This is a genomic window from Rhizobium oryziradicis (assembly GCF_001939045.1).
Classification (GTDB): domain Bacteria; phylum Pseudomonadota; class Alphaproteobacteria; order Rhizobiales; family Rhizobiaceae; genus Allorhizobium; species Allorhizobium oryziradicis.
This window is the reverse complement of sequence record NZ_MKIM01000027.1, coordinates 382,860-406,277: the sequence shown is the minus strand read 5'-3', so window position 1 is coordinate 406,277 and position 23,418 is coordinate 382,860. Positions and strand designations below refer to the sequence as shown.

Genomic DNA, 23,418 nt, shown 5'->3' with positions numbered 1-23,418 from the left:
ATTTGCCGATGTTTTTGAACGATGCGCAATCAGCATGATGATTGTGCATGGGCTTCGAAAACTCGGCATGTGGCCCTCATCCGTGGGCAAGGGGTATTCATGGCACTACGCATTCGTTTGGCCGAAATTATCAAGGCACTGAGTCATGCGCTTGATCTGACCGAGGGACAATTGCCGGGCCACTGCGTTCGCTGTTGCCACATCGGCATGGCCATTGGCCGCGCTCTTCGCCTGCCCGACGAAAAATTGCATGACCTTTATTACACGCTGATGCTCAAAGACCTTGGCTGCTCCAGCAATGCCGCACGGATTTGCGAATTATACGTCAGCGATGATTTGGCCTTTAAACGCGATTTCAAATTGGTCAACGGCAGCCTACCGCAGATGATCCGGTTTTTGCTAACCCACGCGGGTGCGCAAACCAGCCTCGCCGAGAGAATGCGCACATTGCTGAGCGTGGTGAAGCACGGCGGTAAAAATTCCGTGGAGTTGATGCAGACCCGCTGTGAGCGTGGTGCCGATATTGCCCGCCAGATGCGCTTTTCAGACGATGTGGCCAATGGCATTCGCGATCTGGATGAACACTATGATGGCGGCGGCCTGCCGATGCGCATTGCTGGCGAAACGATCCATGTGTTTGCCCGCATTGCGCTGGTGGCCCAGGTGGTGGATGTGTTTTTTCAAGTCGGCGGTGCCGAGGGGGCTTTGCGGGAAATCGAGAGTCGCTCCGGCACATGGTTTGACCCCGTTATTGTCGATGCATTCGTCAGCATTGCCTATCGCTCCTGTTTTTGGGAGGATTTGACCTCACCGGATCTGGAAAACATTGTGCTGGGCACCGAACCCGGTCGGCATGTGATTATGGCCGATGAAGATTATCTGGATGACATTGCCGCAGGCTTTGCCCGTGTGGTGGATGCGAAAAGCCCTTACACCTCCGGCCACAGCGAGCGGGTTGCGCTCTACACCGACCTGATTGCCGAACAGATGCAAATTGATGCCGCCACCCGCCGCAAGCTGCGACGCGGCGCACTTTTGCACGATATTGGCAAGCTGGGTGTTTCCAATAGCGTGCTGGACAAGCCCAACAGTCTGAACAAGGATGAATGGCTGCTGATGCGCCGCCACCCCGAATTTTCCTTTGAAATCCTGTCGCGCATCCATGCCTTTGCCGATTTGGCCGTCATTGGCGGCGCGCATCATGAGCGGCTGGATGGCAAAGGCTATCCGCAAGGCTTGGCGGCAGACGCCATCAATCTGGAAACCCGCATTGTTTCCACCGCCGACGTATTTGATGCGCTGACCGCAGACCGCCCCTATCGCGCCGCAATGAATGTGCGCGAAGCCCTCGATATTCTATGGCAAGGCGCGGGCACCAGCCACGACCCCATCTGTATCCAGGCGCTGGAAGACGCTCTGGTGAAGGCAGATCTGGCTGCTTAGAGCATCGTGCAGAAGACCGGATTCCACTTTTCCCTGACAGTCTCTAAATCAGGGTTTTAACAGCACTTCTTGATGGGATAAAACCACGGCATCGCCCTCAGGATTGAGCGCATGGCGCTGCCAATCCAGCGACCAAGCGCCCATCTCTCCCGAAATGGAAAACAGATTATAAGCGGCTGGTGGCTTTTTGCCCCCCGGCCCTTGCGATGCCGAAGCAATGCCGACAACCGGCACGCGGCCATGGCGATTGTACAGCCAATTCAGCGTGTTAAGGTGGGTGTGGCCATGCAGCACAAGATCTGCCCCGCCCACGGCGATGGCAGCCGCAAAGCGGCGAATGCCGATCATGCGTTTATGCTGGGACGCCGCACCGCGAATGGGCGGATGGTGAATCATCACGACGCGAAACAGACCTTCTTCTCCGGCTTGTCGCAAAAGCTGCGCCATCTCGCGGGCTTGCCGCGCACCAAAATAACCTGAGGCGGAAAAGATCGGCGTTGCAATCGAGGTTGAGCAACCAATCAGCGCCACAGGCCCGCGCCGGCGGATTGTTGGCCACAGCTTGAATTCCTTGCGCCAGATGTGCGGATCATCATCGCCACGCACATAGTCATACCATGCCTTCATCGCCTTCTCATGGGCGCGCGGCACATAGGCGTCGTGATTGCCGGGCACCACGGAAATGCCGTCGGCCGGTCCCAGTTCATGCAGCCAATCGGCCGCACGGTTGATCTCTATGCCGGTTGCCAGATTGACAAGATCACCCGTCACCGCCACATAATCCGGGCTTTTCAAACGCATATCATCCACCAACGCGTCCAACGTGCCAGAAACCATATGCTTGGCGCGGTTGCGGTGCCAATTGAGATAGCCGGTGATTCGCTTCGATGCCAACTCCCGAAAGGTGAGATGCGGCAGTGGTCCAAGGTGGACATCGGAAATATGAGCGAGTTTAAACATGGACCCTGTTTATACCATCTATTGCATAATTCTATAAACCGGAATCGGTTTAAAGAGAAAATTATGCAACACACATAAAGAGCGACAGCGCCGTGCGCCATATATGGGCACGGCGCTGTCGGGTGAGGAGCAAGAATGATGAGCGGCAAACACCGCGATGATGGCAAGATTGGCCCGTTTAAAAAAACAATTGTCCGGCTTTTGCATGTCTATTTCGCCCTCTCCCGAGGGATGACGCTGGGCGTGCGCGCCGCCTGCTTTGATGAGCAAGGGCGTATTTTTCTGGTGCGCCACACCTACCTGCCCGGCTGGTATATGCCCGGCGGCGGCGTGGAGCGGGGTGAAACCGCAAGCCAGGCACTGGAGAAGGAATTACGCGAAGAAGGTCATCTGCTGATGACAGAGGCCCCGATTCTGTTGCAATCCTATCTCAATCTCAGCGCTAGCCGCCGTGATCATGTGCTGTTTTATCGTGTTGCAGTGCGCCAGACAGCACCGCGGCTCCCTGACCATGAGATTGCCGAAAGCGGCTTTTTTCCGCTCACAGCCCTGCCCGATGAGGTGACACCCGCCACCCGCCGCCGCCTGGACGAATTGCAAAACGGCGGCCCCTACGCCGACTTATGGTAAGAGAAAGCCCAACTCCGGCCCAACAGGCACAATCCCGGTTGGATTGATGGTCTTGTGGCTGCCATAGTAATGGCGCTTGATGTGATCGATGTTCACAGTCTCGGCCACACCGGGCACATGATAGAGGCTGCGAACATAGGCAGAAAGCGCCGGATAATCGGCAATGCGGCGAATGTTGCATTTGAAATGGCCGACATAGACCGCATCAAAGCGCACCAGCGTCGTAAACAACCGCCAATCGGCCTCGGTCAGCACATCTCCGCATAGATAGCGCTGGCTGGACAGCTTCTCTTCCAACCAATCCAGCGATTGAAACAAGGGCGTGAGCGCTTCTTCATAGGCTTCCTGGGTGGTGGCGAAACCGGCCTTGTAGACGCCGTTGTTCACCGTATCGTAAATACGATCATTCAGCGCCTCAATGTCGGCATGCAGTGCTTGCGGATAAAAATCCTGATCATCACCGGTGAGCCCGTTAAAAGCCGAATTGAACATGCGGATGATCTCGGCGGATTCATTCGACACAATGGTATTTTGGCTTTTGTCCCACAGCACCGGCACGGTGACGCGTCCATTGTAAGCGGAATCAGCCTTCACATAGACCTGCCACAGATAATCCAGCCCAAAAAGATCATCGCCGGTGGCGGCATCATCGGTCTTGAACGTCCAACCGTTTTCCAGCATCAACGGATGCACGACAGACACCGAGATCAGGTCGTCCAGCTTTTTCAGCTTGCGAAAAATCAGCGTGCGATGTGCCCACGGACAGGCCAGCGAGACATAGAGATGATAGCGACCCGCTTCGGCCTTAAACCCGCCATCACCTGTCGGTCCGGGTGCGCCGTCGGCTGTGACCCAATTGCGAAAACTGGTGGTGGTGCGTTTGAAATGGCCTTTGGTTGATTTGGTATCATACCACACGTCTTTCCAGACGCCGTCCACAAGCATGCCCATGTTATCCTGCCTTACTGCTGTAATTTTCTTGCTCTAATACATAAGCGGTCGAACAAAAAAGGCGAGGTTGCAAATGCTGAACAGTGCGTTTTTGCGATAGACGAGACAAAAAAATGCTGTTATGCAATTTTTCACCAACGAGGATAACACCCTATGACCACCCGGAACCTGCGACGACGCTGATGCTGATCAACCATCTGATGGATGGTGGAACACATTTACGCAATTCGCATTACGGTTCTGGTTTTCATGCATAAGCACGATCTGGTCTACCTCACTGAGGACGCGTCTCACGACGCCATCATCGAACTCATCAATTCCGAAGCTTTCGGTCCCGGCCGTTTTACAAAAGCCGCCGCACGTATCCGTGAGCAAGGCCCGCATGATCGCACACTCTCTTTCGTTTGCGCAGATGCCGGCGAAACCATTGGCTCGGTGCGGATGACACCGGTGCTGGCTGGCAGCGTCAAAGGCCATATGCTTGGCCCACTGGCCGTGCGCCCTTCGCACAAATGCCTCGGCATTGGCCGTGAACTGGTGCGGATTGCCATTGAAGCTGCCAGACGCAATGGCTCCGAAGCCGTGATTCTGGTGGGTGACGCCGCCTATTACATGCCGCTTGGATTTGAAAAAGTTAGCTATAAGGCGCTGGAATTCCCCGGGCCGGTGGATGCCAACCGGGTGCTGGTTGTGCCGCTGGCAGATGATGTGCATCAAAGGCTTGCTGGCAAGATTGGCTGGCGCGCGCCCACTCCGGTGATCGAAGACACTGCGGATCAGGATTTTTATGAGCCGCAGTTGCTGGTTGCCAACGGTTAAGGCTGCTTCACAGCACTGTGCCATAGATGGCAAACAGTGCTGTAGCGCTTTATATCCGCTGCAAATTTTCGCCTTGAATCGATTCCGATTTCACGAATGATGCAGGAGCGGTTCAAAACGGTAGTGATCGCCGTCACGGCGCACATACCCCACACCCGGAAAGGGAATATGAGCGGCGGCGATCAGATACCCCTCGTCTGCCGCCTGTTTGAATGCAACTGCTCGGGAAATGGCCGCGTTTTTCTGATCATAGTCAAAATCAATGGTGATGGATGGATCGGCAAATTGCAGTTTATCGCCATGCACAATATCGCCAACAAAAGCGATGACCTGTCCATCGCTCTCAAAGCGAATGGTCAAATGTCCCGGCGTATGGCCTGCGCGCAAAATGGCGCTGAAGCCGGGCAGAACCGCACCATCATCGGCAAAAATATGGACCCGGCCCTGCTGGTCGTAGGGATCGATACAGGCATGGGCGCGGGCAATCTGACCCTTCACCCGCTCTGTCACGTTTGCAGCATCGGCGGCCCCCGGTGACAGCCAGAAATCGGCCTCCGTCTTGCCAATATGCAATGTTGCCTTTTTGAAAACCGGCGCACCCTCTGAAATCAAACCGCCCGAATGATCGGCATGGATATGGGTGAGGATAATATCGTCAATCTCATCAGCAAAATGGCCCAGTTGCGCAAGCCCCGAAGACAGCTTGCCATGGTCTGGTCCGAAAAGCTGACCAGAGCCGGTGTCAATCAACACAAGCTTGCCACCCACCTTGACCAGAAAAGCGTTGACGGAAAGCTGCGTAGGCGCACCGGCAAAAGCTTCCGGCGTTGGTTGGTCCGAGCCGCGACGATAGAGATTGGCAAGGGGAGCCGCCAAAATGCCATCGCAAAAGGCAAAAATTTCAACTGAGCCCAGTGAAAACCGGAAAGGACCAAGTGCAGATGGATTTACATTTTCGTTCATAAAAGAAATCCTATATCTCTTTTGCTGTGTGGGAGATCACAGCATTTTCTTCATCCAAGTGATGGAATGGCCATCACCATAATCCTCAAGCGTGCCGCAAATATCATAGCCTTGACGCGCATAAATCCGTCGCGCGACTGGATTGGCGGTGTCGATAAGCGCACCTTTGCAGCCACGCTTTCTCGCTTCATCCTCGGCCGCCAACAGCAACTTTGCCGCCAACCCCTGACCACGCAACGCATCTGGAACAAACAGAATATCCACATGCAGCCAGCCACGGGCTGTGGCCCCGACCAAACCGCCCTCCACGACACCTTGCGCATTTTTCAATGGGATATAAAGCGGCTGACGATGGGATGCGCCCAACATCTCAACGTTGTAAGCAATCAGAGCTTTTGAAAGCTCCGCCTCATCAGCCTCCGGCACCCTATCCAGAACCTCAAACATCGCTTACCGCCCCTCGCGCCACCACATCGCCGACACGGCAAACAACAACATCGCCAAACCACCAAATCCGGCAAACAATGGTAGGGTGTTGATGCCCTTCAGCACCGTTTCATCGGTCATGCGAATGGCAATGCGCTGGCCATCGTTGCTGCGCACTTCGCCGCGCACCGGCAGAATGTCAGGAATGGAAATACCGCCCTTGCCGTCATCCAGCCGCTTCATCAAGCCATGGGTGGTATCAACCACCGGCTGCAAGATATCGGGTGTCGAGATCATCGCCTTGAACTCTGGCGCATCCACCGTGCCGATATGCACAAGGGTTGAAAACTCACCATTGGTGATGGTGAACAAGCCTGTCTCGCTCATGCGCTGCTCTGCAGTAAAGCGGCCCGGCTCCGTTTGCGATAAGGCGACCTCTTCGCGCTTTCCCGAGGGCGCGATAATGGTGGCAGGCCCCGGATTATTACCAATGGTCTGGCGGGTGATGGTCAGCATCCTGCCACTGGCGCGGGCGGTCAGGGCTTCTTCTTCCAGTTCCGGCTCTTTCATCAGCCAATGGGCAATGCGGCGATAGAGCGCCACATGCGGCCCACCGCCTTCAAAGCCGCGCGCCCACAGCCAACCCTGATCGGAGAGCAGCATGGCAACCCGGCCTTTGCCTGCGCGGTTAAGCACCAAAAGCGGCTTGCCATCGGCTGCCGTCATCACGGTTTCGCCCAAAGGCTTGGTGACATCCACGCTGCGGAACCACCGACCCCAATGGGGCGGCTCAAAGCCGGAGCCATCCAGATCGCGGGTCACAGGATGCTTTTTGCCAATGTCCGAGAGACGCGGATAAAAGCCGCCATCATCCATCTGGCCGGTGGGTGCGGCGGGCAAGACGGAGGCCAGCGGCGTCATGGCAATGGAGTCCGGGCCTGCATGTTCCGGTCCAGCCGCAATCAGCAGTGCACCGCCATTTTGCACATATTGCGCTATGTTGTCGTAATAAAGCAAAGGCAGCACGCCGCGATGCTGGTAGCGATCGAGAATAATCAGATCGAAATCGTGGATTTTTTCAACAAACAACTCGCGGGTCGGAAAGGCAATCAATGACAACTCGTTGATGGGCGTGCCATCCTGCTTTTCCGGCGGGCGCAAAATGGTGAAATGCACCAGATCCACCGAAGGGTCGGATTTCAAAAGGTTGCGCCAGGCGCGCTCACCCGCATGCGGCTCACCGGACACCAAAAGCACGCGCAGATTTTGACGAATGCCATCAATCAGATGCACGGCTTTGTTATTGGTTTCCGTCACCTCACCGGGCAGACCCGAGACGGTAAATTCCAGCACATTGCTGCCGCCACGCGGCACCGTGAAGCTATAGGGCGTGTCTTTACCCGGCACCGCCGAAAACGTGCCGCTCTCCACACCGTTGATGCGCACGCTGACCGTTGCAGGCTGGGACACCTTGGTACCCTCATCGATCACCCGCAGCACCATGTCCTGATTTTGGCCGACAATGCCAAAACGCGGCGCGCGCACCACTTCAATGCGGCGGTCAAATTCATTGGCCTTACCGGTCAAAAGCGTGCTGATCGGCGCATTCATGCCAAGGGTCTTGAGGTTGGACGGCACATCATGCACCTGCCCATCGGTGATGAAAATTGCCCCGCCAATGCGCGCAGGCGGCACATCGGACACGGCAGAAGACAAAGTCTCGAACAGCCGGGTTGAGGGTGTGTCGGAAGTATCCGGGGTCGATGCCTCAACAATGCGCGGCTCTATGCCGGGAAATTGCGCCAAGCGCTGCTTGATGCCTTGCAAGGCCTCATCCGTCATCACCTTGCGCGCAGGAATATCGGTCTGGCTCTGGCTGCGGTCCACCACCACCGGCACCACGGTGCTCAGCGCATCGCGGTCTTCCGATAGCAACAACGGGTTGGCAAGCGCCGCAATCAAGGCTGCAAAGGCAATGAGGCGAATGGTGCTGCCACGAATGCCCTTGTGAAAGCCAATGAAAGCCACCACAAGCGCCAAAATGCCAAGCACACCCAGCATCCACCACGGCAGGAAGGGAGAGAAGGAAAGGCTCATTGCGGCCTCCTTGTCTGTATTGCGGCCTGTCTCATTGGCCTAATCTTTCCAACAGAGCAGGCACATGCACCTGATCGGCTTTGTAATTGCCGGTCAGCATATACATCATGATATTGACCCCAACCCGGTAGGAGATTTCGCGCTGGCGTTCATCCGCTGGCACCGTGGGCAGCAGCGGTACGCCATTGGCATCAATGGCCCAGGCCCCCAGAAAATCGTTGCCAGTGATCATGATGGGCGACACCCCATCGCCGCCGGATGTCAATTCCTTGCCCTTGGATTTGGCCTCCTGGCGCGCTTCCACCCACAGCGGGCTGCCGGTGTAGCGACCGGGAAAATCATGCAGCAGATAGAAAGACCGGGTCAAAACATGGTCTTTCGGCACCGGCTCCAGCGGCGGAATATCAATATTGGACAAAATGGCCCGCAGCCGCTCGGCATTCGGGCTTGGCGCGCCATCAATGCCGAGATTATTGATCTGGTCCCGCGTATCAAACAGCACAGTGCCGCCTGAACGCATATAGGCATCAATCCGGCTGATGGCCTCTGCACTGGGCATGGGGGCTGTGGCCGAAATCGGCCAGAAGATGATCGGGTAAATCGACAATTCATCCTTGGCAATATCCAGCCCCACGGGCGTGCCCGGCTCCAACGTGGTGCGATAGGTCATATATTCGGTCAAACCGCTCAGGCCGCGCTCTGACAACTCGTCCACATCAGACTCGCCGGTTTTGACATAGGCCAGATGGGTGTTGTCCAAATGCTGCAACAGGATCTCATCGCCGCGCTTGCTGTCATCGGCATAAACCCGATCCATCGGTGCCAAGGACAAAGCTGCCCCAAGAGAAACCATAGCCAGAACGGCCGCCGTGCCGCGCTTTGGCAGCCTTGCAAAAGCCCCCCCCATGAACAACACAACAAGGCTATCGAGAATAAACAGCACCAAAGCAATCCCCAGCAAAATCGGTTTCAGCGGCTTGGCAGTGGCCCCCACCAGCGCTTCACGCACCACCGGCACGCTGGCCCCGCTGAGATCCACCGGCTTTAGCTCTGCGCCATTGGGCAAAAGGTTGAGCGCGGTAAACCCGTCTTCAGAGCCATAAAGACCGGGCGGATTGTCAAAGCTTGAGGCTTTCGGGCGGTTTACGCCTAACTCCAAAGGCTTGGCATTGCCCGCATCAGATGTCAGTGCCCCGCGCTCGGTCAGCAGCCGATACGGTGGCAGGCTGGCAACTGCGGCCCCTGTTGTGCCACTCACGCCCACACCAGCATGGGAGAGCTGCACAATCCGGCGCAGCATTTCGACAAATTCGCCCGAAATCGGCAGGTTGGACCAACTGGCCTCGGCTCCGACATGAAACAGCACAATACGGCCAGCCCCCAGCTGTTTGGTGGTCACCAGCGGCGTGCCATCGGCAAGGCTTGCCCATGTGCGCTCGGCCAGATCCGGCGTGGGTTCTGCCAAGACCTGTCGTTTCACCAACACACCCTTGGGCGGGGCAAGGCCTGCAAACGGTCCATTGACTGGGAAAGCAGCCAAAGCCTGCGGCTCTGCCCATGACAACGCCCCGCCCAATTGCCGCTCGCCTTGGCGGAGCATCACCGGCACCAAAGGATCATCAGCAGGGGCGGCGGCGAGACGCGGACCGGCAAAACGGATCAAGGTGCCGCCTTTTTGCAGCCAGCGCTGCAAGGCTTGTTGCACCTCTGGCGGCATGCGGCCAATATCGGCCATCACAACAACCGATGGATTTTGCTGCAACAATTGGGTGACAGCAGTGGGCAAATCCTTGTCTTGCGCCTTGATCAGGTCGGCATAGGGCTGCAACGCGCGCTCAATATAATAGAGCGGCGACAACAGCGGCTGAAACTCATCATTGGAATCGCCCGACAACAGAGCCACCTTGCGACGGCGAAAGCCATCATCGAGCAAATGCACGGCACCCGCAGTCGAAAGCCCGGAAATGCTCAGGCGGGCAAAATCATTGCGCAGCTCATAGGGCGCGGTAATCTCTGCCGTGGCCACGCTTTGGCCTGCCGCAAATGTTGCCGTGCCGGTGGCAATGGCGCGCCCTTGCTGGTCTTGCGCATCGACAATCACCTGCTGCGGGTTAGTGGTGGCAAGCCGCGTCACTTTGGCATTCAGACGTTCAACGCCATTAGTGGCAGAGGTCACAGCAAGTGCGGCCTTGCCATCATCGGCAATCACCCGCATCTCGGACGGCTGAAGAGCGGAGAGTTGAGCACCGATCTTCTCATTGTCTTTTGCAGCCAAGCCATCGGTTATAAAGGCCAAGGTGCCGGGATGGGTGCCATTGAGCGCGGCTTGCAAAGCGGTCACAGCCCTCTCGCGGTCTGGCACCAGCGGGCGCGGCTTGGCAGCCCGCAAATGTTCACGCGCCGTTGCCGGATCGGTTGGCACAGCATCCTGACTTGGCTCGGCAGTGAACACCATGGAGATGGCAACGCCCTTGCTTTCGGCCTCATCAATCAAGCCAGATGCAGTGTCCACGCGGCGGTCCCAGTCAGTTCCGCTGGCCCAGCCGTTGTCAATCACCAACGCCAGCGGCCCCCCACCGGCAATCGTGCCAACCCGTGGGTTCAGCACAGGTTCGGCCAGCGCAAAAATCACCAGCGTTGCCATGATCATGCGCAAAAGCGTCAGCCACCACGGGCTGCGCGCTGGAGTTTCTTCGCGCTTCAGCACCGTTGCCAGAATTTTCAGCGGCGGAAACACTTCGGCTTGCGGGCGCGGCGGTGTCAGCTTCAACAGCCACCAGATGGCGGGCAGCACTACTAGCGCGCCCAGCAAAGCGGGACTGGCAAAAGCAAAGGAGGAAAACATCACAGCCCTCCCCCCCTATGCGCGTTTTGATGGGTATTTTGCGGCACACCGGACAAATGCATATGCACCGATGCCAAAGCTTCAGATGCCAGATGATCGGTCAGATGATGGGTAAAACTCCAGCCGAGACGTCTTAGCCCCTGCCCCAAAGCCTCGCGACGGGCGAGATAAGCGCGGCGATAATCATCGCCAATGGTTTCGGCGCGGCCCGACACCAGCTTTTCGCCGGTTTCAGGATCGGTAAATTCGGTGCGGCCCGCATAGGGAAACAGCTCTTCGGCGGGATCAGCAATTTCAATCACATGGCCGTGCAAACCGCGCCGCGACAAGGGCGTGATGCTATCCATAATCCGATCTGCATCATCGAGAAAATCGCCAATCAGCACGATGTCGCTTGCCCCACGGATCATCCCCGTCTGGGGTAGTCCCGACAAAAACGCGGCATTTTCCTCCGCATGCATCAAGGCCGTTGCCAGCCGCTCAGCGGCATTGCGCGCCGCAATAGGCTCCAAAATGCCGGGGCAGCCAATGCGCTCGCCGGAGCGGGCCAAAATCTCGGCAAGCGCCAGCATCAGCACCAAGGCACGGCTTTCCTTGGAGACTGTGCCAAGCTTGGATTTAAACATCATGGAAGGCGAAAAATCAGCCCAGAGCCAAACGGTGTGGGCGGCCTCCCACTCGCGGTCGCGGATATAGAGTTGGTCATCCCGCGCAGAGCGTCGCCAATCAATGGCGGCCAGACTTTCGCCGTCAGCATAGGGACGAAACTGCCAGAAATTTTCACCAATGCCGCGCTTGCGGCGGCCATGCCATCCTGAAATCACCGTGTTGGCAATGCGCTTGGCTTCCACCATGCAATCGGGGATCAGGCTTGCGCGCTGACGTGCACGGGCCAGACCGTCCCCGGTCGGGGTTTTCTCGACGATCTGTCCTATTGCTGCCACGCTGCCACCGTCTCCTTATGCTTTGTTCTGTTTGACCAAGGCGGCAATGACATCGCGCACAGCCATGCCTTCGGCGCGCGCTGCAAAACTCAGCGCCATACGGTGTTGCAACACGGGTTCTGCCAGCGCATGCACATCATCAATCGAGGGAGCCAATCGGCCCTCATACAGCGCACGGGCACGGGCACACAGCATCAAGGCTTGCCCTGCGCGTGGACCCGGCCCCCAAGCCACATGCTTGTCGGTCTCAGCATTGCCCTGACCCGGACGCACTGATCGCACCAACGACAAAATCGCATCCACCACGCTTTCCGACACCGGCATTTGGCGGATCAAGCGTTGAATACTGAGCAAACGCTCGGCATCCAGCACCGAACTGGCGTGGCTGTCACTGATGCCGGTGGTGTCGAGCAAAATCTGCCGCTCGGCGGCAAGTTCTGGATAGCCGACATCCACTTGCAGCAAAAAGCGGTCAAGCTGGGCTTCCGGCAGCGGATAGGTGCCTTCCTGCTCCAGCGGGTTTTGCGTGGCCAGCACGTGGAAAGGGGCAGGCAGATCATAGCGCTGCCCGGCAATGGTGATGTGATATTCCTGCATCGACTGCAACAGCGCCGATTGCGTGCGCGGGCTGGCGCGGTTGATTTCATCGGCCATCAGCAATTGTGCAAACACCGGGCCTTTGACAAAGCGAAACGAGCGGCGACCATGCTCATCCTGATCCATCACTTCGGTGCCAAGAATATCCGAGGGCATCAAATCGGGCGTAAACTGAATGCGGTTGGCATCCAGCCCCAGCGCCGTGCCAAGGGTCGTGACCAGCTTGGTTTTGGCAAGGCCCGGCACGCCCACCAGCAGCGCATGGCCGCCGGAGAGAATGGCCAGAAGCGTGCTTTCCACCACCTGTTCTTGGCCGAAGATAACCTTGGAGACCTCGCGGCGCACATCGGCGATCTCGCTCAACGCCTTTTCGGCGCTGGCAATCATGGCCTTCTCATCGAGCGCGGTGTCCGTGGTGGTGATCATGCCCATGGCGTTCTCCGTTGGCTCAGTCTTTGATCCGAATCGATCCCGCTGCCGTGCAGCACAATCTTTCTATAACTTATTACCCGTATGGCGGCTGACAAGCGCGTTTCAAACCACTATCTCGTGTCATACAGCTATTACGTTGAAAACCGGGACATAAACATGGCAGCCGACAAAGACAATAAAGCTGAAAATGCTGCGGATCTGGCCGCCATGATTGCACGCGCAAGCGAACAGACCGCTGGCGGCAAGGCTGGTCTTCCTCCCGTTGATCACTGGAATCCGCCCTTTTGTGGCGATATTGACATGGAAATCAAAGCAGACGGCACATGGTTTTATATGGGCACACCCATTGGTCGCGCGCCCCTCGTGCGGCTGTTTTCCACTGTGTTGCGTAAAGACGATGACGGCAAAACCTATCTCGTCACACCTGTGGAAAAAGTTGGCATCCGGGTGCAGGACGCCCATTTCCTTGCTGTCGAGATGACGGTGAGCGCACAAAACGGCGCACCACTTTTGACCTTTCGCACCAATGTGGGCGATGTGATTGAGGCCGGAGCCGACCATCCGCTCACCTTTACCAACGACAATGAGCAGCTCAAACCTTATCTTTCGGTGCGCGGGCGGCTGCAAGCGCTGGTGTCACGCGCGGTCGCTTACGATCTTCTGGCGCAAGGTGAGGTGATCGAGATTGAGGGGCGCGAGATGTTTGCCATTCGCTCCGGCGGGGCCATCTTCCCTGTCATGGACGCCGCCCTTTTGGAGCGCACCTCCCCATGAGCACCAGAGCCGAATTTACCGCCGATGATTTCAAAGCCCGCGCCCAGCGCCAAAGCGGCGCACCGTTGATGGAGGCTTGGCGCAACCATGGCGACCACGCGCTCAACGCCGAGCTTCTGCCCTTGTTGGAGGGCATGCGGCTGAAAGATGCCGCGGTGCTGGTGCCGGTGATCAATGACGGCGATGCACCGCGCATTATCCTCACCCAGCGCACCGATAAATTGCGCAAGCATTCCGGCCAGATCGCCTTTCCCGGCGGCGGCATTGATGACGACGATGAAAGCCCGGAAGCCGCAGCCCTTCGTGAAGCCCGTGAAGAAATTGGCCTTGAATCGCACTTTGTTGAAACCGTTGGCCGTCTGCCCCATTATCTGGCCGCCACCGGTTTTCGCATCACGCCGGTTTTGGCCATTGTGCAACCCGGCTTTACGCTGACCCCCAACCCGGATGAAGTGGCAGAGGTGTTTGATGTGCCGCTGGCATTTTTGATGGACCCCGCCAATCACCGTCGCGGCAGCAAACTGTTTCGCGATGGCGTTTATCGGCATTTTTATGAAATGCCCTATGGCCCACACCATATATGGGGCATTACCGCAGGCATCCTGCGCACGCTGTATGAAAGGCTTTACACATGAACTCCGTTGCCGATCAGCCTTGGTTTCAAGAGCCATCGCTTAGCCGCGTCCTCACACTCCTGAATGCAGAGGGTGGTGAAACCCGCGTGGTGGGCGGTGCCGTGCGCAACAGCCTGTTGGGCGAGCCGATTGGCGATATTGATCTGGCCACAACGCTTTTGCCCACCGAGGTCATGGAGCGGGCAGAGAATGCCAAAATCAAAGCTGTGCCAACCGGCATAGACCATGGCACCGTGACCCTGATTGTCGATGGCAAGCCCTTTGAAGTCACCACCTTGCGCCGCGATGTGGCCACCAATGGCCGCCATGCCGAGGTGGCTTTTGGCACCGATTGGCAGGAAGATGCCGAGCGGCGCGATTTTACCATTAATGCGCTGTATGCCGATAAGGACGGCGCAATCATTGATCTGGTGGGCGGCAAAGCGGATATTGAAACCGCAACATTACGCTTCATTGGCGATGCACATAGCCGCATTGCTGAGGATTATCTGCGGGTTTTGCGCTTCTTTCGCTTTTTTGCCTGGTATGGCCGTGGCAGGCCCGATGCCAATGGCCTTCGCGCCTGTGCCGCCGCACGAGATCACCTCGGGCAGCTCTCGGCTGAGCGGGTATGGAGCGAAATCAAGAAATTGCTGTCGGCCAAAGATCCGGGCCGTGCGCTGCTTTGGATGCGCCAGGCGGGCGTATTGAGCGCCATTTTGCCAGAAACCGAAAAATGGGGCATTGACGCCCTGCCCGGCCTGATTGCCACCCAAACCGCCCTTGGCTGGCAGCCAGACCCTTTGCTGCGCCTCATCGCCATGGTGCCCAACGATGCGGAGCGCATGAAAGGCTTAAGTGCGCGCCTCAAACTCTCCAGACAGGAAGCGCAGTTTTTGCAAGACTTTGTGAGCGCTCCGAAAATTGCCGACAGCACCGGCGAACTGGCGCTGGACCGTCTGCTCTATCACCATGGCAAGGCGGGCATTATCGCGCAACTTCGCTTGTCGCTTGCCAATGCGCGCAGCAAGGCGGAGGGAGACACTGAGGCCATGGCGCAAACGGCGCGCTTCTCGCGTCTGTTGCAGCGCGCAGAGGCCTTTGAAAAGCCAGCCTTTCCGCTCAATGGCGGCGATGTGATGGCCTTGGGCATTGCCGGCGGCCCGAAGGTTGGCGAGATGCTGAACGACCTGGAAGCCGTGTGGGTGCAGGCGAATTTCACTCTCAGCCGCGACACGTTGCTAGCGCGCCTCGCAGAAAAGCACGCATCTGAATCCTGATAATCATTTGGATTTTCTCAACCTCATCCTCAGGCACAGCCCTGAGGATGAGAAATGGCGGGATCGAGATCGATCAATACAATCGATGCACCTGTGACCCAATCAAGCTGCCTGCCAAGCGGGCTGCGGGTCGGCAGTGTCAACAATCCGCAACTTGATATTATAGATAAGATTTTCGCGAATAAGCGTTTCACCATGCACGAGGCGCATGTGCTCGACCGCGCGGTGAACCACCTCTGCGGCCTCGTTGGAGCGGGTATGCCATTCACAACCGGGCACAAGTGCGCCACATTCAAACTGTTTCATGGTCATTCTCCTTCATGTCATGCAGCAAATATAAAGTGCTACAGCGCACCTTACTCCTCACAACGTGCGCATTCATGGCTGCGCTGGAATCATTCCAGCGCAGAGGGTTTTGACGTCAAAGGCTACGCCTGATCTGTTGATCGCATTTTCCGAAAACCGGCACTCACTTTTCGGTCCGATGCTTTGATTTTTGCTGCGCATCGGATTGTCCGAAAACCGGCGTCCACTTTTCGGTCCGATGCATTATTCAGGCATAGCCCAAGCATAAAAGACCGAGCTTGGTCCATTGACGATGTTTTTGCTCACCGTCCTCACCGCATCATTGGCGGCGCGTTCACGGGTGTGTACACCCGCCAAACGAAGTTTCGCCTGCTCCACAAAGTAGCAATGGGGCAGATCCGCATCGCTGGACGCTTTCAAATCATGCGCCATACGATCGATCAACTCAACGGTATCAAGCGATCTCTCGAAACCGTCAGGTTGTGTGGGGATGGGCATGCTGTTCATGGCAACCATTGCAATCCTCCTCCTTGATCTGTGTCTTAAGTGTAACACAGAAGAGAATTAAACCAATGTTAAATCTTTTATGGATGCCAATAAAACAGCATCTCCTTAACTAAAATAGCACATAACGGTGTCTCTTAGGCGCACAAACCCTCGAAATCGAGGGGTTTTATTCCTTATGCGTTCTGAAATGGCGCAGATGAGACATCAAGGCCAGCGCACCAGCGGTGGCATGGACGACAAAATTGATTCGACATTGCCGCCCGTCTTCAGGCCAAAGATCGTTCCACGGTCATAAAGCAGATTGAACTCGACATAGCGGCCCCGGCGCACCAATTGCTCTTCGCGGTCGGCATCAGTCCAGGGCGTGTTGAAATTGCGCCGTACCAATTGCGGGTAAATATCGCGAAACTGGCGACCCACCTCTTGTTCAAAGGCAAAATTCACATCCCAGCGGTCCAGCTTTTCGCCCGCATGCAGCCAATCAAAGAAAATGCCGCCAATGCCGCGCGCTTCATTGCGGTGGGGCAGGAAGAAATACTCCTCACACCACGCCTTATAGCGCGCATAATCCGCAACATCCGGGTGGGCATCGCACGCGGCCTGCATGGCTGCGTGAAAGGCAACCGTATCGGCATCCTCTTGTGTGCGGCGACGATCCAGCACCGGTGTCAAATCCGCCCCGCCGCCAAACCATTGGCTGGTGGTGACCACCATGCGGGTGTTCATATGCACGGCGGGCACATTGGGATTGCACGGATGAGCAATGAGCGAAATGCCCGAGGCCCAAAAGCTCGGGTCTTCTTCGGCACCGGGCATTTGCTTGCGAAACTCGGGCGAAAACTCACCATAAACAGTGGATGTGTGCACGCCGACCTTTTCAAACACCCGACCATGCATCATCGACATGCGGCCACCGCCGCCCTTGCCTTCCTCGCGCTGCCAGTCCTTGGGCACAAAACGCCCCGGTTCACGGTCACTGAGCGGGCCGGATAATTCGTCTTCCAACGCTTCAAAGGAGGCGCAAATCTGATCTCGCAGGTTTTCAAACCATGCGCGGGCAGTAGCCTTTTTGGTTTCAATATCGTCGGGCAGGCCCTTTGGCAAAACAGGACGTTCCATATGCATTCTCCCTGTCGTCATCTCGGCGAATTTTGATCGCAGCAAATAACAGGTCTGCCATTGATGCGCCAGAACGCGAAAATTGATTTAGAGTCTGTCCGGTTCAGATTGAACCAGACAGACTCTAAATTTTCTTGTTTTCGTTTGTCTGATCGGGAAAACCGGATTCCACTTTTTCCCTGACACACTCTAGAACTCTTAAATATGGAGTGCTGGAAAAATACCCGAAGTTGTTTTATGGTGGAGTTGGAACAGGATATGATGTCATGGCCACAAAGCTTCCTCGCCCCCCGCTTGATGGGTTGAAACGTCAGATTGATCGCTATCGCCAAGGGCAAAAAGGCGCGCATAACCCTGCCTTCATTCGAGAGACGTTTTGCCTGAGCCGTGAAGATGCCCGTGTAAAAGCCCGAGAATGGTTTGACGCATTCCCGCGTGCAGCCTATTGGACTGAAATTGAAAGCTGGCGACGCCTTGATGACGAACGCATCGAATTTACCATGCGGCGTCTTTCTTCTGCAGATTAATGCGCATATTCGAATTGTCGGGCATTTTGCCCGGATCGTTAAATTGTTAGTGATTGTATCAAGCAGGTTGTAATAGCTCGTACATTATAGATAACTTACATGATTGCTTCTGGCATCTGCCAAAACCAATCAGCATCAGGAATTTCCGGGTCCGGCGGCGGGTCTGTTTTGAGTATCGTACCGTGGGTGGAGATCAGCATGGCATCTGTAAATGCAACATCAAGTTCGGCGCTGTCGCTGCTAACCGGCACATCCAAGGCCTATGAAAGCACGCAGGCACGCGTTGCAACCGGAAAAAAGGTCGATAATGCCGCCGATAACGCGGCTTACTGGTCCATTGCCACCACGATGAAATCGTCCAACCTCTCGCTGTCAAGCGCAGAGGATGCCACGGGCCTGTCGGCCGCCGTGACGGATACGGCGGCGCTGGGTGTGCAGCAGGCCACAAATATTGTCTCTGATATTCAATCGAAGCTGATCCTGTCCAAGGCCGTTGGAGCCAACAAGGACGCTATCAACACTGAAATCACCCAGTTGAAATCACAATTGACGTCTGTTGCCGACAGCTCCAGCTTCAATGGCCAGAACTGGCTCAAGCTTGGCGCATCGGAAAGCCCGAAGGTGACATCCATGGTGTCCTCGGTTGGCACTGACAGCAGCGGCAATCTGGCCGTCAATGTCACCAATTTCGACACGGCCAAAAGCGTGCTGACCAGCGCCAATGATGCCAATGACGGCATTTTGACCCGTGCCTACACCACCATTGCAGCCAATGGCTCGACCAGCGATTATTACCTTCTCAATGCCAATTCACAGACGCCAGCCTCGCCTTCGGCCAAGGAAATTGCCATTTCCAACAGCACATCCAACGCGGACATTGACGGGATGATTTCGGCCACCAACACCATGCTGTATGGTCTGGCCAATGCCGGGGCAGAGATTGGTGCCACGCAGAAAACCATTTCCGCCAACACCGATTTCCTGAAAGACCTTCAGGACGTCAACACCATCAGCATTGGCCGCCTGACGGACGCCAATATGGAAGAGGAAGCCACAAAGCTGTCTTCGGAAAAGGTCAAGACCCAGTTGCAAACCATTGGCCTCAACATTGCCAACAGCCAGCAACGCAGCGTCACCCAGCTGTTCATGTAAGCACAACAACAATCCTTTCAAACGGGTCTCATGCCAGTCGTGAGGCCCGTTTTTTAATTGTTACAGGAGTGGATCGACGATCCATCGGATGCTTCCAGAGGGTATAACCCGCCATTTTGTCGATCAAAGCTTGTCTTTTTCACACATTCTTTTAAGCCTTGAGAGGCAGATTGCATTATTCCTTGAGCCAGCATTGGTTTGGGGAAAAATATGCAGCAGAGACAGGTGGTACAGCGCAGTTTAGTGCACCATATAAGGTGCACGCCGCTGTATGCGCGGGTGAGCAAAACGCAAATGAGGAATTGCCGAATGAACGAAGAAGACGACGACAAGAGCAAGGAACTGCCTCTCGGCAAGGAAACGGAAGCGAATCTTTTCAAGTCGCGTTCGATCTTCATCTATGGTGGGATCACTCAGGAACTGGCGCAAAAGGTCTGCACCCAATTGGTGGCCTTGGCTGCTGCCAGCGACGAAGACATTCGCGTTTACGTGAATTCTCCCGGCGGCCACGTCGAATCGGGCGATTCGATCCATGACATGATCAAGTTCATCGAGCCCAAGGTGTGGATTATCGGCACCGGCTGGGTCGCTTCTGCAGGTGCTTTGATCTACGTATCCGTGCCAAAGGAGCAGCGCCTGTGCCTGCCCAACACCCGCTTCTTGCTGCACCAACCCTCGGGCGGCACACGCGGCATGGCATCGGATATCGAAATCCAGGCCAATGAAATCATCAAGATGAACAAGCGCCTGATCAAGATCTTCTCCAAGGCCACCGGCCAGTCGGAAGAAAAGATCGCCAAAGACATCGACCGTGATTACTGGCTGTCTGCTGAAGATGCCCTGTCCTATGGACTGGTATCGCGCATTGTTGAAAGCCAGTCTGAAATCGGCTGATTTTGAAAATATTCAAAAAAAAGCCCGCCGCGATATAATCGCGGCGGGCTTTTTTGCATAATTCCTTAAAACGGAATCGATTTAAGATGAAAATTATCCAGCAGATTAAAAGTCTTACATGGCAAATGCCAGAACAAGATTGGTGAGCGTTGCGGCCACAAAGCCCAAGGGTGCGGCGCGCAGCAATAGTTGAGGAAACAGCTTTTGCCGGGTTTCTTCATCCGGTGCAGAGCCGAGAATGAGGCTGCCACCCGACGAGAACGGTGAAATCGACGTCGCCTGCGAGCCAAGCACGATGCACACGAAAATCAGCATCGGATTCATCGACATCGACTGCGACAGCGGCATGACCAGCGGGAACAGAGCGGGCGTGACCACACCAAGCGTGCTGGCAAACAGCGACATGATTCCGGCAACGATACCAAACATGGGCGGAATAAGAATTGGCGAAATATTGCCACTGATCCAGACTGCCAGATCGTCAATCATGCCTGCCTTGATGGCCACCGAAATCAACATGCCCATGCCGCAGATCATGATCAGGGTTGGCCAGGGCAGCGATGCAATGGCCTTGCGCTCGTCTCCCAGTTTCAAAAGCAGCGCGATGACGGAGAACAGGCTGGCAATCAAGCCAATGTCAATTTTGGAATTGATGAATTTAACCGTGGCATTGGCCGGAAACACAAGCTGTGCCAAGGGACCGGCCAGCACCAGCCCCATCATCAGCAAGGTCAGGAACAATGTGGTGCGCTGAACACCGTTGAACGCCTCTGGCGGCGTCGCAGCACCCGGCTCAGTCACTTTTGTCTCATTCTTACGGCCGAAGAAGGCAACAACAGAAATAACAATGATCGGCAATATCAGTGTCGCGACAAAAATCGCCAGGCCGTTGAGAAAGGCCTGATTTTCCGAAACACCTGCATTGACCATCAAACCGCGGAAAATAATGCCGCTCTGGCTGGATACGAAATTGGCTCCGCACAGCGCACCATAGTTGACCGCCAGACCGCCAATAATCAGCCCCATGCCCGTTCGCTGGCACAGGATCAGCGTGAGTGGTGCCATGAAGGCCAGCACTGTGTAATAGCCAGCCCCCATGCCGGAGATGATGGTTGCCGCCAGAAAAACCGCATAGGGCAAAAGATAAGGCACATTGCGGCAGCGATAGAGCAGATGCTCGGCCATTTTTTTCAGCGTGCCATTGACCATGGCAAAGCTGTAAAACAGGCATACGGAAAAGATCACGAAGAAGATCTTCAACGGCCACATCATGATGATGTCGCTTGGCTTCAGCCCCATCACAAAGCAGCCCAGAAGATAGGCGAAGGCCATGGCAAACAGGCCGATATTGATGCGGGTGGCATAGCCAAGCGCAATCGCAAGGACAATGGCCAGAACGGCGATAAGGCTCATAGGATTTCTCTTGTTTTTATGGCGAAATTTGAAACCATGTGATCTACTCAAACAAACCTGAACAGGCCTGCCGGATTGTTGATCAACACCCGATTTCGCTCCGTTTCATCGGGGATCAGTGCCCGCAAAAGCGCATATTGCGCATCAAAATCCGTGCGATCTTCGAATTGCGTATGGGGCCAATCGCTGCCCCACAGAAAGCGCTCAATGCCGCCGCAAGCCTTGCGCAATTGGGCAAAAGCATCCTGACGCTGTGCCTCATCAAGAGCGCTTCGATAAGAGGCTGAAAGCTTGACCCATAGTTGCGCATTATCCAGCATCCCCAACAGAAGCCGGTGGCTTGGCTTTTGCAGATCAATACCGCCCGCAGGCAGGCCAAAATGGTCAATCACAACAGTGACACCACATGTCAGCATGGCAGGCAAAAAGCGCGAAAAGTCATCAAAGCTGCGTTGAATTTCAAGCTGCAAGCCACGCTCTGCCAGTTTTTGAAAAAAGGCCTGCCAATCCGGTTCGGCATAATCGTCAAGCGTCTTGCCAACCAGATTAAGGCGAACCCCGACAACACCTCCTTGAGCCAGATCATCAAGTGCCTGAGCGGAGATTGTGCGATCCACCACCGCAATGCCGCGCAAACGCTTGGGATAACGCTTGAGCGCATCCAGCATGTAATGATTGTCTGTGCCCAGAAAGCTCGGCTGGACCAGCACACCGCCAGAGAGACCGTTGCGATCCAGATGGCTGATATACTGCTCCACCAGCGCATCATAAGCTGGGCTATAGCGACGCCCCTGCACCATGGGCAAATTTTGCTCAAAAATATGCGCGTGGGTATCGATACCGGTGATGGTCGAGAGAGGCTGCTTGATCATTAAAACCTTCAAATTTCGAGTATTCTACTGGACGTGAAATCAGTTTCAGCCCGGCCCTATGCGGCTGCGATAACGAAACCATGTGGCCGAACCACAGGCCACGCGCCATTCCACAGGCATGCCATCGGGGGCATAGGCTATGCGCTCAACCACCGCCAAGGGTGCGCCTTGCGGCAAACCAAGCCTTTCGGCCATCTTGCCATCGGCGGTGGAAAAGCTGACATCATCGACAATTCTGGCGACCAGCACCCCAAATCGGCTCATGTAGACCGGGTAAAGCAGCGGGCCAATTTCGGCCTCAGGCATGCTTTCAAAACCGGCAAAGCGACTGGACGGTATCCAGATATCCTCGGCCAGCAGCACCTGCCCGGAAACACCTCTCAGCCGCTCGATATGGATTGCCTCGACATCGCCAAACAGTGCGCGAAATGGCTCAGGTGCAGGCGCAATCTGGCGAGAGGTCAACCGGCTGCTGGGAATGGTGCCTTGCCCATCGGGCAATTGCACCGAGAAGAAGCGAAACAGGGATGCATCAAAAGCAGGCTTTTTCAAAAATGTGCCTGAGCCGCGACGGCGCTCCAGCAAACCTTCATCCACCAGCGCCTGCATGGCGCGGCGCACCGTGCCCACCGACAAGCCGGTTTGCTGGGCCAGTACATTTTCAGAGGGTAGTGCTTCATCAACACGCCATGTGCCGGCTGCAATCTGCCCGGCAAGGCGATCTCTCAGTTGAAGATAAGCAGGCAGGCGGTCATCCACCGCCCGCGCATAATGTGGGTATTCCATGGCTCCTCCCATTTCTGCCCTGTTCTTGCCTATAAGACACCATAGTTCACCAGTCAATCAGTTCTCT

The 23,418-nt window shown here is 55.9% G+C and carries 23 protein-coding genes; 9 read left to right on the top strand and 14 right to left on the bottom strand.

What is annotated here, in order from left to right:
• Positions 1 to 99: 99 nt before the first annotated feature.
• Positions 100 to 1,443 carry an HD-GYP domain-containing protein gene (locus BJF95_RS12955; protein WP_075640328.1) on the top strand — a complete coding sequence of 448 codons (1,344 nt, stop codon included), beginning with the start codon at positions 100 to 102 and terminating at the stop codon, positions 1,441 to 1,443.
• 48 nt (positions 1,444 to 1,491) lie between these two features.
• Here the strand turns inward: BJF95_RS12955 and BJF95_RS12950 are convergent, their stop codons facing one another.
• Positions 1,492 to 2,403 (bottom strand): metallophosphoesterase family protein, encoded by a 912-nt coding sequence (locus tag BJF95_RS12950; protein WP_075639859.1) that lies wholly within the window; start codon positions 2,401 to 2,403, stop codon positions 1,492 to 1,494.
• Between the two features lie 138 nt (positions 2,404 to 2,541).
• On the opposite strand from BJF95_RS12950, the gene BJF95_RS12945 reads away from it, so the two are divergent.
• Positions 2,542 to 3,033, top strand: coding sequence for an NUDIX domain-containing protein (locus tag BJF95_RS12945; RefSeq protein ID WP_075640327.1), 492 nt, complete (start codon positions 2,542 to 2,544; stop codon positions 3,031 to 3,033).
• Here the strand turns inward: BJF95_RS12945 and BJF95_RS12940 are convergent.
• Positions 3,025 to 3,984, bottom strand: coding sequence for a glutathione S-transferase family protein (locus BJF95_RS12940; RefSeq protein WP_075639858.1), 960 nt, complete (start codon positions 3,982 to 3,984; stop codon positions 3,025 to 3,027). The genes BJF95_RS12945 and BJF95_RS12940 overlap by 9 nt on opposite strands.
• A 249-nt stretch (positions 3,985 to 4,233) precedes the next feature.
• Here BJF95_RS12940 and BJF95_RS12935 point away from each other — a divergent pair, with 249 nt between their 5' ends.
• Positions 4,234 to 4,803, top strand: coding sequence for a GNAT family N-acetyltransferase (locus BJF95_RS12935; protein ID WP_075640326.1), 570 nt, complete (start codon positions 4,234 to 4,236; stop codon positions 4,801 to 4,803).
• A 90-nt stretch (positions 4,804 to 4,893) separates the two neighbouring features.
• Here BJF95_RS12935 and BJF95_RS12930 read toward each other — a convergent pair whose 3' ends face one another.
• From BJF95_RS12930 to BJF95_RS12905, 6 genes are read right to left on the bottom strand one after another with little or no spacing between them, the layout of a single operon-like run.
• Positions 4,894 to 5,766, bottom strand: a complete 873-nt coding sequence (locus BJF95_RS12930) for an MBL fold metallo-hydrolase (RefSeq protein ID WP_075639857.1) — start codon at positions 5,764 to 5,766, stop codon at positions 4,894 to 4,896.
• A 36-nt stretch (positions 5,767 to 5,802) separates the two neighbouring features.
• Positions 5,803 to 6,213 (bottom strand): GNAT family N-acetyltransferase, encoded by a 411-nt coding sequence (locus tag BJF95_RS12925; protein WP_075639856.1) that lies wholly within the window; start codon positions 6,211 to 6,213, stop codon positions 5,803 to 5,805.
• Positions 6,214 to 6,216: 3 nt separating this feature from the next.
• Positions 6,217 to 8,289 (bottom strand): hypothetical protein, encoded by a 2,073-nt coding sequence (locus tag BJF95_RS12920; protein ID WP_075639855.1) that lies wholly within the window; start codon positions 8,287 to 8,289, stop codon positions 6,217 to 6,219.
• A gap of 31 nt (positions 8,290 to 8,320) precedes the next feature.
• Positions 8,321 to 11,134 (bottom strand): DUF4159 domain-containing protein, encoded by a 2,814-nt coding sequence (locus tag BJF95_RS12915; protein ID WP_075639854.1) that lies wholly within the window; start codon positions 11,132 to 11,134, stop codon positions 8,321 to 8,323.
• Positions 11,134 to 12,078 carry a DUF58 domain-containing protein gene (locus BJF95_RS12910; protein ID WP_075639853.1) on the bottom strand — a complete coding sequence of 315 codons (945 nt, stop codon included), beginning with the start codon at positions 12,076 to 12,078 and terminating at the stop codon, positions 11,134 to 11,136. Before BJF95_RS12910 ends, BJF95_RS12915 begins: the two co-directional genes overlap by 1 nt.
• Positions 12,079 to 12,093: 15 nt before the next feature.
• Entirely contained in the window at positions 12,094 to 13,107 is a 1,014-nt protein-coding gene (locus tag BJF95_RS12905; protein WP_075639852.1) for an AAA family ATPase, read from the bottom strand.
• A gap of 156 nt (positions 13,108 to 13,263) precedes the next feature.
• On the opposite strand from BJF95_RS12905, the gene BJF95_RS12900 reads away from it, so the two are divergent.
• From BJF95_RS12900 to BJF95_RS12890, 3 genes are read left to right on the top strand one after another with little or no spacing between them, the layout of a single operon-like run.
• Positions 13,264 to 13,881 carry a DUF1285 domain-containing protein gene (locus tag BJF95_RS12900; protein ID WP_075639851.1) on the top strand — a complete coding sequence of 206 codons (618 nt, stop codon included), beginning with the start codon at positions 13,264 to 13,266 and terminating at the stop codon, positions 13,879 to 13,881.
• A complete protein-coding gene (locus BJF95_RS12895) occupies positions 13,878 to 14,516 on the top strand; it encodes a CoA pyrophosphatase (RefSeq protein ID WP_075639850.1) in 639 nt (212 codons plus the stop codon). Before BJF95_RS12900 ends, BJF95_RS12895 begins: the two co-directional genes overlap by 4 nt.
• The gene (locus tag BJF95_RS12890) at positions 14,513 to 15,775 is read left to right on the top strand and encodes a CCA tRNA nucleotidyltransferase (RefSeq protein ID WP_075639849.1); all 1,263 of its coding nucleotides are present in this window, start codon (positions 14,513 to 14,515) and stop codon (positions 15,773 to 15,775) included. Before BJF95_RS12895 ends, BJF95_RS12890 begins: the two co-directional genes overlap by 4 nt.
• Positions 15,776 to 15,877: 102 nt before the next feature.
• On the opposite strand, the gene BJF95_RS12885 is transcribed toward BJF95_RS12890, so the two are convergent.
• The 3 genes from BJF95_RS12885 to hemF form a co-directional block, all read right to left on the bottom strand.
• Positions 15,878 to 16,081: a DUF1059 domain-containing protein gene (locus BJF95_RS12885; RefSeq protein WP_075639848.1), complete on the bottom strand. Its 204-nt coding sequence runs from the start codon at positions 16,079 to 16,081 to the stop codon at positions 15,878 to 15,880.
• 243 nt (positions 16,082 to 16,324) lie between these two features.
• Complete coding sequence (locus BJF95_RS12880; RefSeq protein ID WP_075639847.1) at positions 16,325 to 16,597, bottom strand: hypothetical protein; 273 nt, start codon at positions 16,595 to 16,597, stop codon at positions 16,325 to 16,327.
• Positions 16,598 to 16,792: 195 nt separating this feature from the next.
• Positions 16,793 to 17,707: an oxygen-dependent coproporphyrinogen oxidase gene (hemF, locus tag BJF95_RS12875; RefSeq protein WP_075639846.1), complete on the bottom strand. Its 915-nt coding sequence runs from the start codon at positions 17,705 to 17,707 to the stop codon at positions 16,793 to 16,795.
• A 266-nt stretch (positions 17,708 to 17,973) separates the two neighbouring features.
• Between hemF and BJF95_RS12870 the strand changes: the two genes are divergently transcribed.
• The 3 genes from BJF95_RS12870 to BJF95_RS12860 all read left to right on the top strand — a co-directional run bounded on the left by BJF95_RS12870 (position 17,974) and on the right by BJF95_RS12860 (position 20,280).
• The gene (locus tag BJF95_RS12870) at positions 17,974 to 18,234 is read left to right on the top strand and encodes a hypothetical protein (protein WP_075639845.1); all 261 of its coding nucleotides are present in this window, start codon (positions 17,974 to 17,976) and stop codon (positions 18,232 to 18,234) included.
• Positions 18,235 to 18,432: 198 nt separating this feature from the next.
• Positions 18,433 to 19,386, top strand: a complete 954-nt coding sequence (locus tag BJF95_RS12865) for a flagellin N-terminal helical domain-containing protein (protein WP_075639844.1) — start codon at positions 18,433 to 18,435, stop codon at positions 19,384 to 19,386.
• A gap of 309 nt (positions 19,387 to 19,695) precedes the next feature.
• Positions 19,696 to 20,280: an ATP-dependent Clp protease proteolytic subunit gene (locus BJF95_RS12860; protein ID WP_075639843.1), complete on the top strand. Its 585-nt coding sequence runs from the start codon at positions 19,696 to 19,698 to the stop codon at positions 20,278 to 20,280.
• Between the two features lie 114 nt (positions 20,281 to 20,394).
• Here the strand turns inward: BJF95_RS12860 and BJF95_RS12855 are convergent, their stop codons facing one another.
• Genes BJF95_RS12855 through BJF95_RS12845 form a run of 3 tightly spaced genes read right to left on the bottom strand, consistent with a single transcriptional unit; the run spans position 20,395 to position 23,351 of the window.
• Positions 20,395 to 21,693 carry an SLC13 family permease gene (locus tag BJF95_RS12855; protein ID WP_075639842.1) on the bottom strand — a complete coding sequence of 433 codons (1,299 nt, stop codon included), beginning with the start codon at positions 21,691 to 21,693 and terminating at the stop codon, positions 20,395 to 20,397.
• A gap of 47 nt (positions 21,694 to 21,740) precedes the next feature.
• Positions 21,741 to 22,565, bottom strand: a complete 825-nt coding sequence (locus tag BJF95_RS12850) for an amidohydrolase family protein (protein WP_075639841.1) — start codon at positions 22,563 to 22,565, stop codon at positions 21,741 to 21,743.
• Between the two features lie 45 nt (positions 22,566 to 22,610).
• Complete coding sequence (locus BJF95_RS12845) at positions 22,611 to 23,351, bottom strand: GntR family transcriptional regulator (protein WP_075639840.1); 741 nt, start codon at positions 23,349 to 23,351, stop codon at positions 22,611 to 22,613.
• Positions 23,352 to 23,418: the final 67 nt, after the last annotated feature.